A 15,280-nucleotide genomic window follows, 5' to 3' on the forward strand; every position below is an offset into this window, starting at 1 on the left:
TCGGCTCATCATGACTTTCGTAAATCCTTCAGGCCCGGACGTTGACAGGGCTCCGACGGCACGAGAAGTTAGAAGGTGCAGCCGGATCAGTCCGCATTGGAACTTGAATCATTGCATCTCAGGAGCCAACACCAGCAGATAAAAGTGCCCTTTGTGCTGCATGTGGCCGGCGGCAATCTGCGCATAGGGCCCGTTGCCCCAAAAGATATCAACGCGCCCCGGTCCCCGGATGGCCCCGCCGGTATCCTGATTAAGGGCAAACGCGGAAAAATCCATCCATCGGTCGATGCGGCCGTTGCCGTCCACCACGGGGATCTGGGTTTGCAGAAAGGCCGGTGCGGCCATGGGAAAGACCCGGCGATCCACGGCAACGGATCGTCCCGGCGTCAGGTCAACCCCGATGGCACCGATGGGTCCGGAGGTCTCCGTCTTGAAGAAAACATAGCTGGGGTTGTGGTTGAGCACGGCGTCCACCTCAGTGGGATGGGCGTGCAGATAGGCCTTGAGTCGCTGCATGGACATCTCTTGGGCCGGGATCTTGCCCTGGTCGATGAGCAGGCGACCGATGCTGCGATAGGGGTGACCGTTGGCGCCATGGTAATGCACGCGAAGAAAATCACCATTGGTCATATAAATACGGCCGGAGCCTTGGATCTGCAAAAAAAACAGGTCGACACGGTCGTCCACCCACGCGATGGGCGGTGCGTTGCGGGCGAACGCAGGGTCCGCCTCGATCGCCTGCCGATCCGGGTAGGGAACCACGGTGTTGCCCTGCAGGCGGCCGACGATACGTTTACCCTTGAGGTCCTCTGAAAAGGGAGCAAGGTCGATGACCATCAGGTCTCTTGGCATGGCGTATACCGGATACCGGTAGCGGGCATCGGGTTTCAGGCTCCCTTTAAGGTGAGGCTCGTAGTATCCGGTAAACAGCACCTGACCGCTCTCCGGGCCCCCGCTGGACTGGTACACCCGGTAGCGGTCGGCAATGAACCGGTTCAATGCTTCCGGACCGGGCCCTGTTTCCACGAAATCCCTCAGGGTCTCCAATGACCGACGCAGGTGAAGGGCGCTGAACGAGTCATCTCCGAACTGGAAAGTGCGTTCAGCCGGCACACGATTGAGATATTCCAGGCTTTTAGAGATGCCGTAGGCAAGGTTGTCCAGAAACAGCCCGTCGGAAAAATCAGGATAATCCGACACGTTGAGCCGGACAAGCGCTGGAGCAGGCCTGACAGTCGTCTTTGGATAAAAGGCGCAGCCCGCAGCCATCAATAAGGCAACCCCAAGCATGCACAAATTAATATTTCTGATTATTTTTTGGTCAGGGTTTAGCATGGGGTGTCGTTTTCATGGATAAAGGTGCCGCTCTTGCCGCCTGTTTTTTTCATCAGACGGATATTGGTGATGGTCATGCCTTTGTCAATGGCTTTGCACATATCGTAAAGGGTGAGTGCCGCAACGGAAGCCGCTGTCAACGCCTCCATTTCAACACCCGTCTGGTCCACGATGCGCGTCGTTGCTTCAATGCGGATGGTGTGGCTGTCCGCCTCAGGGAAAAAATCCACCTGCACATGGGTCAGATTCAGCGGGTGGCACATGGGAATCAGGTCGGCTGTTTTTTTTGCAGCCATCACACCGGCAATGCGGGCCGTTTCCAAAACGTTGCCCTTGGAAACGGTGCCGGCAGCAATGCGTTGGAACGTCTCCGTGTTCATCTTGACCATGGCTTGGGCCACGGCGGTTCGCTGGGAGGTTTTTTTTTCGGTCACATCGACCATGCGTACCCGGCCCTGCGCATCAATATGGGTCAGTTCGGACATGTGTTCCTCTCGTTCATGGGCTGTCCGGATCAGGCAAAAAATTCGTTCTTGACTGTTACCGTGGTTTTGATGGCATTTAGCGTGTCAGTCAGGGCGTCAATGACGTTTTCTCTGATGTCACCGGCAACCACCAGCATCATCACGTCGTCTCCGACGGAAAGATTGGCGTCGGCGGCAATCTCCACCTGGATGTCCACGATGCCCGGCCGGGACCGATGTTCGGCAAGCACGTTTGCCAACCGTTCCCGGTCGACGGCCACTCGCAGGCCGGTGACCCGGCGACCGTCACGGGAGGTGCCCCGGACCACGCCGTTGTGGCACAGAACCATCCCCACCTGGTCATAGGCCGGGTGGGCCTTAATTTTGGTAATCAGTTGGTTTGCGTTCATTTGTTCGTCTGCTCCTCAGTTGCGCGCTTTATCGAGCGCTTCGGCCGTGATCAGCTCTTGGGGCGTGTTGACGTTGAAAAAAGAGATCAAGGCTGCATCGGCCTGGCGCAAGTCGGCCTCGGCGATCGTATTTACCCGCATCTTGCTGAAAAGCCCCTGGATCTTCAACCGGTCTCGCTCCAGCTGCCTCGCCATGACAGGCAGGCAGGTTTTTTTATAAACGGCAAACATCGGTTCAAAGCCGGCCGATGTCGTTGGCACGACAATATCCGTATTGCGCTCAATACGGTCAATTACGAGCTGAATCAAGGCCCCTTGGATAAACGGCGTGTCGCAGGCGGTGAAAAAGGCGTATTCATGACCGGCGGCAAACAGCCCGGCATGGAGGCCATTGAGGGAACTGCGCACCGGATAATGGTCGCTGACGATCAACGCATCGACATCCATGTAAGCCGCCGGATCGTTGGTTACGATCACAATCTGATCGAACAGCCCGGCATAAACCTCCAGGAGGCGGTCGATAATGCGTTTCCCGCCAATACGGATACAAGCCTTGTTTTGTCCGTCAAACCGTTTGTTCAGTCCACCGGCAAGAATCACGCCGGTACAGGGTGTCACCATTTCATATCCTCGGTCTGAAATCGGTTCACGAGGCTGGATTGTTTTTTAAAGGGCAGGCCCTTTTGCACCTGAACATAGAAAAAAGCCTGTTTAAAAGCAAGGAGATTAACCAAGTCTGGCCTTGCCATAACGCGTTGCATCAGTTAGGTAGGGTTTATTCACACGTGGCCCCGGCCGGTTCGGGCCCCGGCCGGAAATGGCCATTTCCGGCAACCATTCAGACAAATCAGGAATATTATGGGCGTTCACGAGCATCGAAAAGCGGCCCCGGCATCGGTAGGCGTGGGAATCCTTTCGGTTTCCACCACCCGGACGCTTGAAAACGACGAGAGCGGACGATGGATTGCAAAACAGGCCCAAAAAGAGGGTTATCAGGTCCGCTTCCACCAAGTGATTACCGACGACATCTCCGCCATCCGCGCGGCGGCCTTGAAGGCCATACGGGATCACGGCCTCCAAGCCCTGCTGGTCACCGGCGGGACCGGCATCACCCCCAAAGATGTCACCATCGAAGCCATTCAACCCCTGTTTGCCAAAGAGATGCCCGCCTTTGGCGCCCTCTTCGCCCAGCTCAGCTATGAAGAGATCGATTCGGCCGCCATCCTGTCTCGCGCAGCGGCCGGTATTATCGGCAGCACGGTGGTATTTTGCATGCCCGGCAGCAAAAAGGCCTGTCAACTGGCCTGTAAAACCCTGGTCTTCCCCGAACTGGGGCATGTGGTGGCCCATATTACGTAGCACCCATCCAGAAATGGATAAAACACGGTTCGCTATGACCCAAAGGGGGTCGAAAGACCCGCCGTTACCAAGTGGATCAGGAGGAGAAACCCATGACTGATTGCGTTTTCTGCCGCTTGGCTTCAGGTCGATTGCCGTCCAGCAAGGTTTACGAAGATGCCCATGTGTTGGCCTTCATGGACGCCGGTCAGATCAATCCGGGGCATGTGATCGTCGCCGTCAAGCCCCATGTGGATAACATCTATGGCCTCTCCGCAGAGCTGGCCGCCGCGGTGTTTCCAGCCGCGGTGAAAATTGCCCGGGCGGTGAAGGTTGCCACGCAGGCCCCGGGCATGACCCTGCTGCAGGCCAACGGGAAGGCCGGCGGGCAGACCGTGGAGCACTTCCACATCCACGTGTTACCCCGCCATTTCGATGACGGGGTCACGTTTACCTGGCCCGCGAAACATCCCCCCAGGGAGGAACTCGAGCGGCTCGCCGCAATGGTGCGAAGCGAACTGCCTTGATATCTTTCCCTTAGCATGGCAGAGGGAACCCTAGGGCGGAGAAACGGAAAAAACATGCGCAACAGACTGATGCTCGTGCTGTTGGCCTTCCTGCTTATTTTAAACCTGACCCATTATGCGGACCGGGCCGGGGATAACTACTTCGACAAATCCCTGAAAAATGCAGCCGTCACCTTTGCCGTTGCCCGGGTATTGAACGGCATCCTTTCCGTCATCCAGCACGTGGAGGTCGCAGCCACCCCGGCCGGTGTCGGCCTTTCCGCGGCACCCGGCCAGATCCTGGACCCCCTCAATGACATGGTCGAACAATTTTCCACCGTCATGCTCATGGCCACCGTATCGCTGGCCATCCAGAAACTGCTCCTGGCCTTTTCAGGATGGTGGGGGGCAAAAATCGTCATCGCCAGTTTGCTGTTGCTGCTCATGACCCTTTTGGTTCTCGACCACTTTAAAATCGCCGGCCAGGTGAACAAGGACACGCTCTACAAATTCATTCTGCTGCTGCTGTTCGTCCGCTTCGCGCTCCCCTTTGTGGCCATATCCAGCAGTATTGTTGAGGCGCTGTTTTTAAATGCGCCCATCCAAGCCAAGACCGCGAAATTGCAGTTGATCGAACAATCCGCAGCCGCGGTCATCGAAGCGGATGACGGCATGAAATGGCACGAAAACCTAATCACAAGCGGCAAAAACCTGATCAATGTCAAAAAAAACGTAGCCTTGCTGAAAGAAAAACTAACCCAGTCCATCAGCACGATCATTGATCTGATTGCCCTGTTCATCATCCAGACCATACTATTGCCCCTGGCCTTTCTCTATCTCGCGCTAAAGCTGGTCAAGGGGCTTTTCGGCTATGGCCTTTCAACAGCTTATCACAGGCTGCCGCCAACCTCCGCTGCATGAAAAAGACGCTGGTTAAGGACTGCGATCAACGGGTGATCGATTTTCAGCGGCCGGTCATCCAGGCTCAAGGCCGGCACGACGCCCATGAGGGCATTGGTGAGCAGAACCATATCGGCATCCATGACTGCATCCGCGTGGATCGGGCGAGTCATAATGGAAAACCCCAACCCATGCAAGCGTCGACAAACCGCGGCCTGCATCACTCCGGACAACACGTGGGGAGATCCGGGGCGGGTCACCGTCTTGCCTGACACGACCAGGATGTTGGCCGTATTGGTTTCGGAAACCGTTCCGTCCGGGTTCAGGATAACCGCCTCGTCGGCACCCTGCTCCCGGGCCCAGACACCGGCCAGATGGGTGTTAAGGTAGTTCAACGTCTTGTGGTCCGCCAGGGGGGACTGGCGCGGGTGTGGATAGGTTGCCAGCCTCAGCCCGGTTGCCGCCAGCGTCGTCAACCGATGGATGTAAGGCCGGGCGTCCACCAGCAGGGTGCCGTTATACCGGGAACGGCTTCCATCGCCGCGGGTGGCCAGGATCTTCACCGCTGCCGCCGTCCCGCCTAAACCGTTTTTTTGAATCACCTGACCGATAATGTCCCTCCAGGTCAGATCCGGCGGAGAATCGTTAAATATGGCTCTCCACGTCCGGTCAAACCGATCCAGGTGCGCTTGCAACCGGCAGGCAAACCCCTTTTCGACACGGATCGTCTCGAAAAAACCGAATCCGTATTGCAGGCCTAAGTCGGTTACAGGCACCACCGCCCGGTTCCGGTGGCGCAGCCGTCCGTTCTGCCACACCCAGGGGCCCGAACGGTTGTCGGTTACCGGGCCGCCATCCGTTCCCTGAAACACCGCCATCAGGGTCCGTCCTTTGTGGAGGGTTTCTTCATACTCATCTGCAGGATCGGAGTCATAGACGATCCCGCCCCCCACGGAAAAGAAAAGCCGCTTGCCGACAACCGTCGCTGTGCGGATGGCAATTGACAGGTCCATGGTGTCGTGAAAGCTGATATACCCGATCGATCCGGTGTAAACATGGCGACGACGGGTTTCCAGCTCGTCGATAATCTCCATGGCCCGGATCTTGGGGCAGCCGGTAATGGAGCCGCCGGGGAAGGCGGCCCGGATCAGATCCACGGATCCCTTTGCATCAGCCAGCGCTCCCTCGACCACCGAAACCAGGTGGTAGACATTCTGGTAAGCCTCCAGACACTTGTGCCGGGCAACGACCACCGATCCTCCGGCGCACACCTTGCCGATGTCGTTGCGCAGCAGATCCACGATCATGGAAAGCTCGGCCTCATCTTTGGGGCTGCGGACCAGCGCCTGCATCATCTCCCGATCTTTCTCCGGCGTCTTGCCCCGTGGACGGGTGCCCTTGATGGGACGGGTCTCCACCCGCCTGCCGCTTTGCAGCAGAAACCGCTCCGGTGAAGTGGAAATAATATGATGGTCGCCGGCATGAACGTAGGCGAAAAAAGGTGCCGGATTCAACGCATACAAGGTTTTGAATAGTGCGTAGGGGTCTCCAGCAAAATTCATTTCAAACCGCTGGGACAGATTCACCTGGTAGACGTCGCCGGCGGAAATATAGTTTTTTACTTGTTGAACCGCGTTTTGGTAAGCATTTCGGGTGAAGTTTGATTTGAACGGCCGTCCGGTCCCTGAGAAAACACCGGATGCCTGCATGGGTAATGTCAGGGCGTGCCGGAATGCCGCAATGGCCGCATGCACCGCCTTGGCATCCTGACCTCGGCGGATCGGTGCATGGAGTTGGGTGGTCCGGCTTTGCTTGTCATGCACCACGATCAGGGAGGGCGCAACCAGGCAAAGGTTGGGGAGCCCAAGATCGTCAATGGTGGTTCGAGGCAGAACCTCGAGGTCGTCTTTCAGGTCGTAAGCCAGATATCCGAAAAGACCGGCGTCAACAGGCCCCATCGTGTCACCGGGGAGCAAATGACAGTGCGTCAGCACCGTTTCAAGCACATCCAGCGGTGCTTGTTGGAAAGCCTGGGTCGCACCATCGACGACAAGGGTTGTTTCACCGCAATGCCCGTCAAGCGTGAGCCAGGGATTAATGCCCAGGATGTGATAGCGGGAACTGTCCAGATCTCCGCCGCTGAGCATCACCACCGTCCCCGGTTCGTGAGCAAAGCGGGCCGCCATATCCACAAATGGTTCCTCCAGGTCAAGCGGCTCGCGCATTACCCCGGCAAGGCCGCTTAAAAGATCCGCCACCTTTTTCAAGAGACCCTCGATTCTGGCGGGCAGAAGGAATCGGCAGCCCCACGGGGGACCTTTATGGCCGGTTCGCATTTCAACGGGCCCAGCCGCAGAAAATTCTCAATCAGCTTGAATCCGAATTCCGTAAGAAAGCTTTCCGGGTGAAACTGCAGGCCGTGAAGGGGAAATCGACTGTGGGACAAGCCCATGATCGTACCGTCCGCAGTGCAGCCGGTAACCACCAGATGCTTTTTGAGGGCGGCAGCCGCAGGTTTCACCGCCAGCGAGTGATAGCGGGCCACGGTGAACGGGGAGGGCACTTGCAAAAATAGCATCTCCTGGCGATGATAGACCCAGCTGGTTTTACCATGCATGGGCGTCGGCGACGGGACCGTTTTTCCACCGAACACTTCATTGATACACTGCATTCCCAAACAGATCCCTAAAATAGGGGTTGTCCGGTAAAGGGCGTGAATAAGGGCTTTGGAGATGCCGGCATGATCGGGGTCCTTGGGACCGGGGCTGATCAGCAGGTAGTCCGGTCGCTCACCGGCTGCCCGAGCCAGGCTGATCCGGTCGCTGCGGTGGACCTGGATGGAGAGATCGAAATGCATGAACATCTGCACCAGGTTGTAAGTGAATGAATCGTAGTTGTCGATCACCAGCAGGGTGGCCACGATTGCCTCCTGGATTGTGCCTGAGGGGTTTTTTGGGGTCTCAATCCCAAACAGAACCGCATTGAAGCCGCAGGAGTTGTCCTGTTGCGCCGAGGATTTTAAAAAACGAGACCGCCGAACTGGGGTGCAATGCACCCGTTATGGCTGGAACGGGATTAATTTACCGGCAGCAGTACCGTAAAGGTCGTGCCCTTGTCCGGAACGCTCTCCACACTGATGCGTCCCTTTAACGCCTCAACCAACCCCTTGACAATCGGAAGGCCCAGTCCGGTGCCGGTGATGAAGCGGGTTTTGTCGTTCTTTACACGGAAAAACCGATCGAAGATCTTGTCCAGGTAACGCGATTCGATGCCGAATCCATTGTCGATCACCCGGATACGCGTGTTGATGCCGGTCATGTCGACCTTGACCACAATTTCGCCCCCGTTTTGGGTGTAGTTGATGGCGTTGGCAATCAGGTTGCCGAATATGCTCTCCAAAGCCAGCGGGTCGGCTTTGATGGAAGGCAGCGGGTCTTCCGGCCGGATCAGCGTGAGTGTCTGCTGTTTAGTTCTGGCCCGGGTGCCCATAAAGTCAACAATATTGCTCAACAGGTCTTCCAGCTTAACCGGTTTGGGCTCCTGGCAGGTGGTCCCGGATTCGATTCGTGACAAATCCAGCAGGTCGCCGATGGTGGAAATCAACCCCTGGGTTTTTTCCTTGGCCCGGGCGAGCAGATGTTCTTCCGATTCACTGAGCTGACCCATCAAATCATTGAGCACCAGGGCCAGTTGCTCGTGGATGGTGGACAGGGGGCTTCTGAGTTCATGGGAGACCTTGGCCACGAATTCAGACTTGAGCCGGTCCAGCACCTTCATGTTGGTGATGTCGATGACGGTAACGACCGCTCCAAGACACTCTTTGCGCTCACCCAGAACCGGCCTGCCGCGGGCCATGAGAAAGCGGTCTTCACCAACGGAAAATTCGTAGGTGGGAATATCGTCAAAATCCACATGCCTGCCGCTTGAAATTTCCACGATCAACCGACACAACCCCTCGTCGGGGATGTAGGTCGAAATCCGCCCGCCGACAGCGGTGCCGGTGTCGAGCCCCAGGAGCCGGCCAAAGGCCGGGTTCATCAGCACCACCTGACCATCGGCATTGGTGACCACGATGCCGTTGGGAATGGAGTCGATAATCGTATGGATTCTGCTCTTTTCGGTTCCCAGATCCGCCAGGGTTCGACGCCGCTCGGATTCCAGTTTAACCGCTTCCTTCTTCAACCAGATCTTTTCGCGGGCCCGGTTGATCACGATTCTAAGCTGGTCCGGTTCGAAGGGTTTGGGGATAAAATCGTAGGCACCTTGCTTCATGGCCTCGATGGCGGTTTCGATGGTGGCAAAACCGGTGATAACAATCACCAGGATGCCCCGGTCCAGAATCTGGATCCGCTTGAGCACCTCCATGCCATCAATCCCGGGCATTTTCAAATCCAACAGCACGATAGCCACATCGGTCCGGCCGATGATATCCAGACCTTCTTCTCCGTTTTTGGCCGTCAGCGCGTTGCATCCCATGCGGCTGATTATACGTTCCGACCCGTCCCGGATACCCTTTTCATCGTCAACCACCAGAACGGTTACGGGATCAGGCGTGGTCTGCATGTTCGGCTCCTTTTTCGGTTGCAAGGGTGATGGGAAGTTCTATCGTAAAGGTGCTTCCCCGGCCGGGAGTGCTTCTGGCGGAAATGGTGCCGCTGTGGTTTTCAACAATGCCGTATACAACGCTCAGTCCTAAACCGGTGCCCTGGCCTTCTTCTTTGGTGGTGAAAAAGGGCTCGAAGATATGTTCAAGGTCCGTGGCGGAAATTCCCGGGCCGGTGTCTTCAATGTGGATGATCACCCGGTCTTTGGTGGCTGACTCCTGGGTCGTGATGGTGATGGTACCGTTGCCGTCCATGGCCTGCGCGGCGTTGATGATTATGTTCATGAACACATGGCCCAGCTGCTGACTGTCCCCCATTATCAGGGGGACAAAGGGAGCCATCTTTTTTTTCAGGGTGATATTGTGAAAAAGGGTTTGATTCTCAATCAGAAAAAGGGTTCGGTCAATCGCCTTGTTGATGTTAATCGGTTTCATAAACTGACGCGTCTGCCGGGCAAATTCAAGCAGTTCCTTAACCGTGTCCCGGCAGCGCTGGGCGTCCTTTAGAATCCGGTAAAGATCCTCTTTGGCGTTGTCTTCCAGTTCGTAGTCTTCCAGCATCAGTTTTGTGTAAAGCGTGATTCCACCCAGCGGGTTATTCAGCTGGTGTGCCACCCCGGCAGAAAGCTTTCCCAGTGAGGCCATCTTTTCTGACTGGATCAGCTGCAGTTGAGTTTTCTCCAGTTTTTGCTGAATGTGGATGCGCTCTCTCAGATCATGAAAAAAGCCTATGGATCCGGCTTCTTTGCCATTTTCATCGTAGATGATGGACGCATACAGACTGATGGGAATTTTCTCTCCGTTTTTGCCGATCGCCTTGATGCGATATTTCTTTAATTTGCCCTTGCCGCCATAGTCATCACTTCTCAGGTTTCGCATCACCTCTTTGGCCCCGTCGCCCTCGTAAATGGCTCTGATGTTGAGGTGGTCGAGTGCCGCTGCCACGCTATGTCCGGTCACCTCGGCGGCCGCATCGTTGAAGATGATTATCTTACCGGTCATGTCGGGTGCAATGACGCCATCACAGGCGCTTTGAAGCAGGTTATGCAAAAAACCATTGGTCCGCCGCAATTCTTCCTCAAGACCATCCAGCGCGGGAAGCTCGAAGTTGAAAATGGTCATTACCTCCTGCCCGTCCTGGTCGGTGATCGGATAGGCATACAGGCAGGATCTTTTCAGTTTGCCCAAGGCGCTTGTCGACAAGTCCCGCAAGGAGGGCTTTCCAGAAAACGCGACCTTCCTGGCCGGGCAGTTATCACATGGTGCGGAGCGGCTGTAAAACACTTCGTAGCAGCATTTCCCCGAGGGTGATTCCCCATCGACGCGGGCATCCACACCGGTGGAAGCCAAAATTTCGAAATCCTTGGAGATGACGATGATTTTTCGCTTGAACGCATCCAATGCCCTGAGCAGCAGGTTCCGCTCTTTTTCCGTACGCATCATACCTCCCGGGGAGTTGCGGTTGCTAAACCTTCGCAGTCGGGCGATTAAAAGACAGAATGGTGATGTTGTCAACAGCAATGCAGCGAAAAGGGTCGTTCGGTTGACCCTTGAAAAACAGCTTTTGCATGGCTGCTGGGAACCATCGCACAAAGCCACATCAGAGAGGTTGCTGTCGGGCTGCGGAAAGGTTCAGCGCGATTGGATGTACGCCTCCCATTCCATGGGGAGCAACTGCTTTTTTTTGTTGTTGCATGACTTGCATGCTGGAACCACATTTCCCTTGGTGGTTTTGCCTCCCCTGGCCACAGGGACGATATGATCCATGGTCAACTCGGCTGCTGGCGTCTGATGCCCACAGTAGTGGCAACGGCATTTGGCACATTGCCGCTGCCACCATTGGGACTGTCGCAGCGACCGTGCCTTTTGTCGCTCCCGGTTAAGATCCTGCTGCTCCAGATCATAGGCATAGGGCTTCATGGCATCTCCCCGGCAGGCGTTTCCTGCGATGGCCGGGTGATCGCCAGCCCCAGGCCGAACAACCAGCTATCGATTTCCGCCTGCAGCATCCCATAGAAACGGTGGGAGCCCCCCAGGCCGGTTCTACCAAAAAAGTAGTTGATTTCCAGAAACAGCGGCCGCGGATCGCTTTTCATCGGCCCGGATCCATCGTAGATGAAATCAAACCCGGCCAGGTTGATTCGCGCTTGCTGGCAAATGTCACCAACCAGAACCAGGGCTTTACGGCGAAGGGTGGGATCTGATTCCGGGTCGATATGGGCGCCTTTGGCCAGGCTGGTTCCGAAAATCAAGGGATTGTCTTGAATTCTCCAGTATGCCACGTACGTGTTTCCGATAACCGCTACCCGCAAGGTTCGATCGGAACCGCGGACAAAGGTTTGAATGACGAATCCCTGCTGGCCGGACTGCTCGTATGCAGCGGTCCTTGAAAGCGCTTGTTCCAGATCGGCTTTGGACCGAACCAGAAAGACGGTATCGCCCTCCCCCCCCCAATCCAACTTCAACACGAGGGGAAAACCGGCAGCGAAAACGGCTTCGTTGTCTCGCTGAAAGTGTCTCGTGTCGTTAAATACCCAGGTGTGGGGATGGGGCACGTTCAGGGCCTGGAAAAGTTTGGCCTGGCCGGTTTTTCCCGGATAGGTAAAGCGTGCATCGTAGTCGGGAAAGACATGCGCACAGTTGTGTCTGGCCATAAGGTAAAGTGCTTTTCGGCAGCCCTGGGGCAGAATAACTGCAGCCGCGCAGCGAATGGCCGAGAGGTCTTTTTGATCCGGCTCTCTGCCGGCGCAAAGCATATTGGTATCGGCTTCGTAGCAGGGGTGATAAGACAGAATCATCAGTACCCGAACTTGCGCAACGATTTGGTATCTTTGGTCCAGTTTTTCTGTACCCGAACAAAGAGCTTGAGAAAGACATCAACGCCCAGCAGGGCCTCGATTTCCTTTCTCGCCGCCTCGCCGATCTGCTTGAGTTTAGCACCCTGACTGCCGATGACAATGCCTTTTTGGGAATCCCGCTCCACATGGATCGTGGCATGTATCCGGGTCAGCGAACCTTTTTTCTCCTCTTTGAACGCGTCGATGGTAACGGCCACTGCGTGTGGAACTTCCTGTCCGGTCAGCCGGAAGGCTTTTTCCCGAATCATTTCGGCGACAATGAACCGCGTCGGCAGGTCGGTCAGGCTGTCGGGCGGAAAAAAGGGTGGCCCGGCCGGCAGCATCGCTTCCATGGCATCCAACAGCCGGTCCACCTGCTCGCCGTTTTTGGCACTGATGGGAACGAGGGCCTTAAAAGGAAACGCGCCGGACCAGCGTTCCATCTGCGATAGCAGGTCTGGCCGCTGAACCTGATCGATCTTGTTGAGGGCCAGCAGCACCGGGAGCCGTCGCTGGGAAAGCTTGTCCAACAACAGCTGTTCCGACGGATGGTCCGGTTTCTGTGCGTCCACCACCAAAAGGACGAGATCCGCTTCCGCTAGGGTGGACAGGGCCGTATCAACGATGCGTGCATTGAGCGGCTTCTTGGCCTGGTGAATACCCGGGGTGTCTAGAACAACCATCTGACTCCCGGTTCGGTGGACCACACCCAGAATCCGGTTGCGGGTTGTTTGCGGCTTTTTGGAGGTGATGGACAGCTTCTGGCCCAGCATCCGGTTAAGCAGGGTGGATTTCCCGGCATTCGGTGCGCCGAGTATGGCCACAAGGCCGGATCTGAACGGTTGGGTTGCGTCCGTTTCGTTAACGGTGTTCATCGATAACGACCTTTTCAATGGCAGACCATACTTCCGGCTTGCCCAGCCGCGACTTGGCGGAAAACAAGACCAGGGCCGATTCGTCCTGTCCCAGGGCGGAGCCGATGGCTCTGCGTTGTTTTTTCTGTTCAGATTTTGACAGCTTGTCGGCCTTGGTCAGCACCAGAATGGGCGTACGCCGGTAGCGTGTCAGCCAGTCAATGCAGTTTTGTTCTTCCATGCCCGGGATTCTGCGGACGTCCAGGATCAGCACCACCGCCTTCAGGTTTTCCCGCCCTTTCAGGAACATTTCGATCATCGGTCCCCACGTGCGCTTCACCGATTCGGGAACCTTGGCATAGCCGTATCCGGGAAGATCCACCAGGGAAAGGCTGTTGTTGACCAAAAAGAAATTGATCAGCTGGGTTCGACCTGGGGTGGAACTGGTTTTAACCAGTCGTTTTCTGTTCACCAGCGTGTTGATCAGCGATGATTTGCCCACGTTGGATCGACCGGCAAAAGCCACCTCCGGATACAGGGTCCGGGGATACTGGGACGGTTTGACCGCACTGGTGACAAATTCTGCCGTTTTAACAATCATAACGATTCAAACCGGGGATGAGCGGGCTTTAAAATATGCCTCCAGCCGCGACATGCCTTCGGCAATGTTTTCCATGGAGTTGGCGTAGGAAAAGCGCAGGTATCCTTCGCCGTGCTGACCGAAATCGATGCCCGGCGTTACCCCCACGCAGGCCTTCTCCAGGATGTCGAATGCCAGAGTATAAGAATCCTCGGAGATGTGACGGGCGTTGGCAAATACATAAAATGCGCCGGTGGGTTCAACGGTGATACCCAGCCCTATTTCCCTGAGCCGCCGGATCATGAAAATCCGCCGTTCATTATAGATGCGCTTCATTCGCGCCACATCCGCTCCGGACTCCTTTAGTGCGGCAATGCCCGCTTTCTGAATCATGGCATTGGCCGAGATGAAAAAGTTCTGGTGCATCTTTTGAATGGGACGGATAAATGCCTTGGGCGCGATGAGATAGCCCAGGCGCAGACCGGTCATGGCAAATAATTTGGAAAAGCCGTTGAGCACGAAAGCCCGGTCTGTGAACTCGAGAATCGAATGCTCCTGGCCCTCGTAAACCAACCCGTGATAAATCTCGTCGGAAACGATCCAAGGCGGCATGTCGGCAACGGCCTGCATGCGCGCTTTGGAAAGCAGGTTGCCCGTGGGGTTGGAGGGAGAGTTGATGAAAATGGCGCGGGTTCGCTCGGTGAGCTTATCCCCAATGGCTTCGGGGCGAAACTGGAATCCGTCCTTCTCGAACACCGGTACCATCACCGGTTGTCCACCGACGAACTGGATGAAGTTGGGATAGCAGGCGTAGTGTGGGTCGGAGAGGATCACCTGGTCGTCGGGTTCCAACAAGGCGGCGAACGTCATGAAAATGGCCGGTGAACTGCCGGAGGTGACCACCACCTGGTCCGGATCCACCGTGACGCCATACGTACCCTGGTAATGCTCGCAAATGGCTTCACGCAACGCCAGCAACCCCAGGCTGTGGGTGTAATGGGTGAAGCCGTCCGCGAGGGCCTTGCAGGCGGCTGTTTTGATGCATTCAGGTGTATCAAAGTCGGGCTCTCCCACTTCCAGATGCACAATATGCTTGCCCTCGCACTCCAGGGCGCAGGCGCGTTCCAACACATCCATAACGATAAAAGAGGTCATCTGTTCCGTGCGTTTTGATGCCATGGACTCCCCTTGAATGCCTGTCGACCGTGAAGCCGGCGACCGGTTAAATCACCTTGTTGAGCGGGTATTCGATGATCCCCTCCGCCCCTTTTTTAAGCAGCTCGGGAATCAGTTCCCGCACGACACCTGTGCCGACCACGGTCTCCACGGAAAACCAATCGGACTGATACAAGGAAGCAATTGTCGGTGCATTGAGGCTGGGCAACAGATCAACCACCTGTGCCAGTTTGTCGTGGGGCACATTCATTTTGATTCCAACCATCTTTTCTCCCAG

Annotated in this window: 17 protein-coding genes; 3 read left to right on the forward strand and 14 right to left on the reverse strand. The window is 56.1% G+C overall.

What is annotated here, in order from left to right; all coding sequences use genetic code 11:
* Nucleotides 1-108: 108 nt before the first annotated feature.
* From R6V78_RS13685 to R6V78_RS13700, 4 genes are read right to left on the reverse strand one after another with little or no spacing between them, the layout of a single operon-like run.
* On the reverse strand, nt 109-1,269 hold the full coding sequence (locus R6V78_RS13685; RefSeq protein ID WP_410289927.1) for a murein transglycosylase A: 1,161 nt from the start codon (nt 1,267-1,269) through the stop codon (nt 109-111).
* A 59-nt stretch (nt 1,270-1,328) separates the two neighbouring features.
* On the reverse strand, nt 1,329-1,820 hold the full coding sequence (gene moaC, locus R6V78_RS13690) for a cyclic pyranopterin monophosphate synthase MoaC (RefSeq protein ID WP_410289928.1): 492 nt from the start codon (nt 1,818-1,820) through the stop codon (nt 1,329-1,331).
* 29 nt (nt 1,821-1,849) lie between these two features.
* A complete protein-coding gene (locus tag R6V78_RS13695; protein ID WP_410289929.1) occupies nt 1,850-2,209 on the reverse strand; it encodes a molybdenum cofactor biosynthesis protein MoaE in 360 nt (119 codons plus the stop codon).
* Nucleotides 2,210-2,224: 15 nt separating this feature from the next.
* Nucleotides 2,225-2,830 (reverse strand): molybdenum cofactor guanylyltransferase, encoded by a 606-nt coding sequence (locus R6V78_RS13700; RefSeq protein ID WP_410289930.1) that lies wholly within the window; start codon nt 2,828-2,830, stop codon nt 2,225-2,227.
* 237 nt (nt 2,831-3,067) lie between these two features.
* Here R6V78_RS13700 and R6V78_RS13705 point away from each other — a divergent pair, with 237 nt between their 5' ends.
* The 3 genes from R6V78_RS13705 to R6V78_RS13715 all read left to right on the forward strand — a co-directional run bounded on the left by R6V78_RS13705 (nt 3,068) and on the right by R6V78_RS13715 (nt 4,974).
* On the forward strand, nt 3,068-3,568 hold the full coding sequence (locus tag R6V78_RS13705) for a molybdenum cofactor biosynthesis protein B (RefSeq protein WP_410289931.1): 501 nt from the start codon (nt 3,068-3,070) through the stop codon (nt 3,566-3,568).
* Nucleotides 3,569-3,660: 92 nt separating this feature from the next.
* A complete protein-coding gene (locus tag R6V78_RS13710) occupies nt 3,661-4,074 on the forward strand; it encodes an HIT family protein (RefSeq protein ID WP_410289932.1) in 414 nt (137 codons plus the stop codon).
* Nucleotides 4,075-4,128: 54 nt separating this feature from the next.
* Nucleotides 4,129-4,974, forward strand: coding sequence for a hypothetical protein (locus R6V78_RS13715; RefSeq protein ID WP_410289933.1), 846 nt, complete (start codon nt 4,129-4,131; stop codon nt 4,972-4,974).
* Here the strand turns inward: R6V78_RS13715 and pabB are convergent.
* The 10 genes from pabB to hisG form a co-directional block, all read right to left on the reverse strand.
* Nucleotides 4,944-7,211: an aminodeoxychorismate synthase component I gene (pabB, locus tag R6V78_RS13720; protein ID WP_410289943.1), complete on the reverse strand. Its 2,268-nt coding sequence runs from the start codon at nt 7,209-7,211 to the stop codon at nt 4,944-4,946. The genes R6V78_RS13715 and pabB overlap by 31 nt on opposite strands.
* Nucleotides 7,212-7,216: 5 nt before the next feature.
* Complete coding sequence (locus tag R6V78_RS13725) at nt 7,217-7,873, reverse strand: anthranilate synthase component II (protein ID WP_410289934.1); 657 nt, start codon at nt 7,871-7,873, stop codon at nt 7,217-7,219.
* A gap of 155 nt (nt 7,874-8,028) precedes the next feature.
* Nucleotides 8,029-9,516: a response regulator gene (locus tag R6V78_RS13730; protein ID WP_410289935.1), complete on the reverse strand. Its 1,488-nt coding sequence runs from the start codon at nt 9,514-9,516 to the stop codon at nt 8,029-8,031.
* Complete coding sequence (locus tag R6V78_RS13735; protein WP_410289936.1) at nt 9,500-10,996, reverse strand: ATP-binding protein; 1,497 nt, start codon at nt 10,994-10,996, stop codon at nt 9,500-9,502. The genes R6V78_RS13730 and R6V78_RS13735 overlap by 17 nt, the downstream gene beginning before the upstream one ends.
* A gap of 192 nt (nt 10,997-11,188) precedes the next feature.
* Entirely contained in the window at nt 11,189-11,476 is a 288-nt protein-coding gene (locus R6V78_RS13740; protein ID WP_410289937.1) for an HNH endonuclease, read from the reverse strand.
* Nucleotides 11,473-12,354, reverse strand: coding sequence for a RimK family alpha-L-glutamate ligase (locus R6V78_RS13745; RefSeq protein WP_410289938.1), 882 nt, complete (start codon nt 12,352-12,354; stop codon nt 11,473-11,475). The genes R6V78_RS13740 and R6V78_RS13745 overlap by 4 nt, the downstream gene beginning before the upstream one ends.
* Nucleotides 12,354-13,268, reverse strand: coding sequence for a GTPase Era (era, locus tag R6V78_RS13750; RefSeq protein WP_410289939.1), 915 nt, complete (start codon nt 13,266-13,268; stop codon nt 12,354-12,356). The genes R6V78_RS13745 and era overlap by 1 nt, the downstream gene beginning before the upstream one ends.
* Nucleotides 13,255-13,848 carry a ribosome biogenesis GTP-binding protein YihA/YsxC gene (gene yihA / locus R6V78_RS13755; RefSeq protein WP_410289940.1) on the reverse strand — a complete coding sequence of 198 codons (594 nt, stop codon included), beginning with the start codon at nt 13,846-13,848 and terminating at the stop codon, nt 13,255-13,257. The genes era and yihA overlap by 14 nt, the downstream gene beginning before the upstream one ends.
* A gap of 6 nt (nt 13,849-13,854) precedes the next feature.
* On the reverse strand, nt 13,855-15,006 hold the full coding sequence (locus R6V78_RS13760) for a pyridoxal phosphate-dependent aminotransferase (protein ID WP_410289941.1): 1,152 nt from the start codon (nt 15,004-15,006) through the stop codon (nt 13,855-13,857).
* Between the two features lie 43 nt (nt 15,007-15,049).
* Nucleotides 15,050-15,280 (reverse strand): ATP phosphoribosyltransferase (gene hisG, locus R6V78_RS13765; protein ID WP_410289942.1); only part of this gene is annotated, 231 nt, incomplete at its 5' end.

Source organism: Desulfosarcina sp. (genome assembly GCF_046496365.1).
Lineage (GTDB): Bacteria > Desulfobacterota > Desulfobacteria > Desulfobacterales > Desulfosarcinaceae > Desulfosarcina.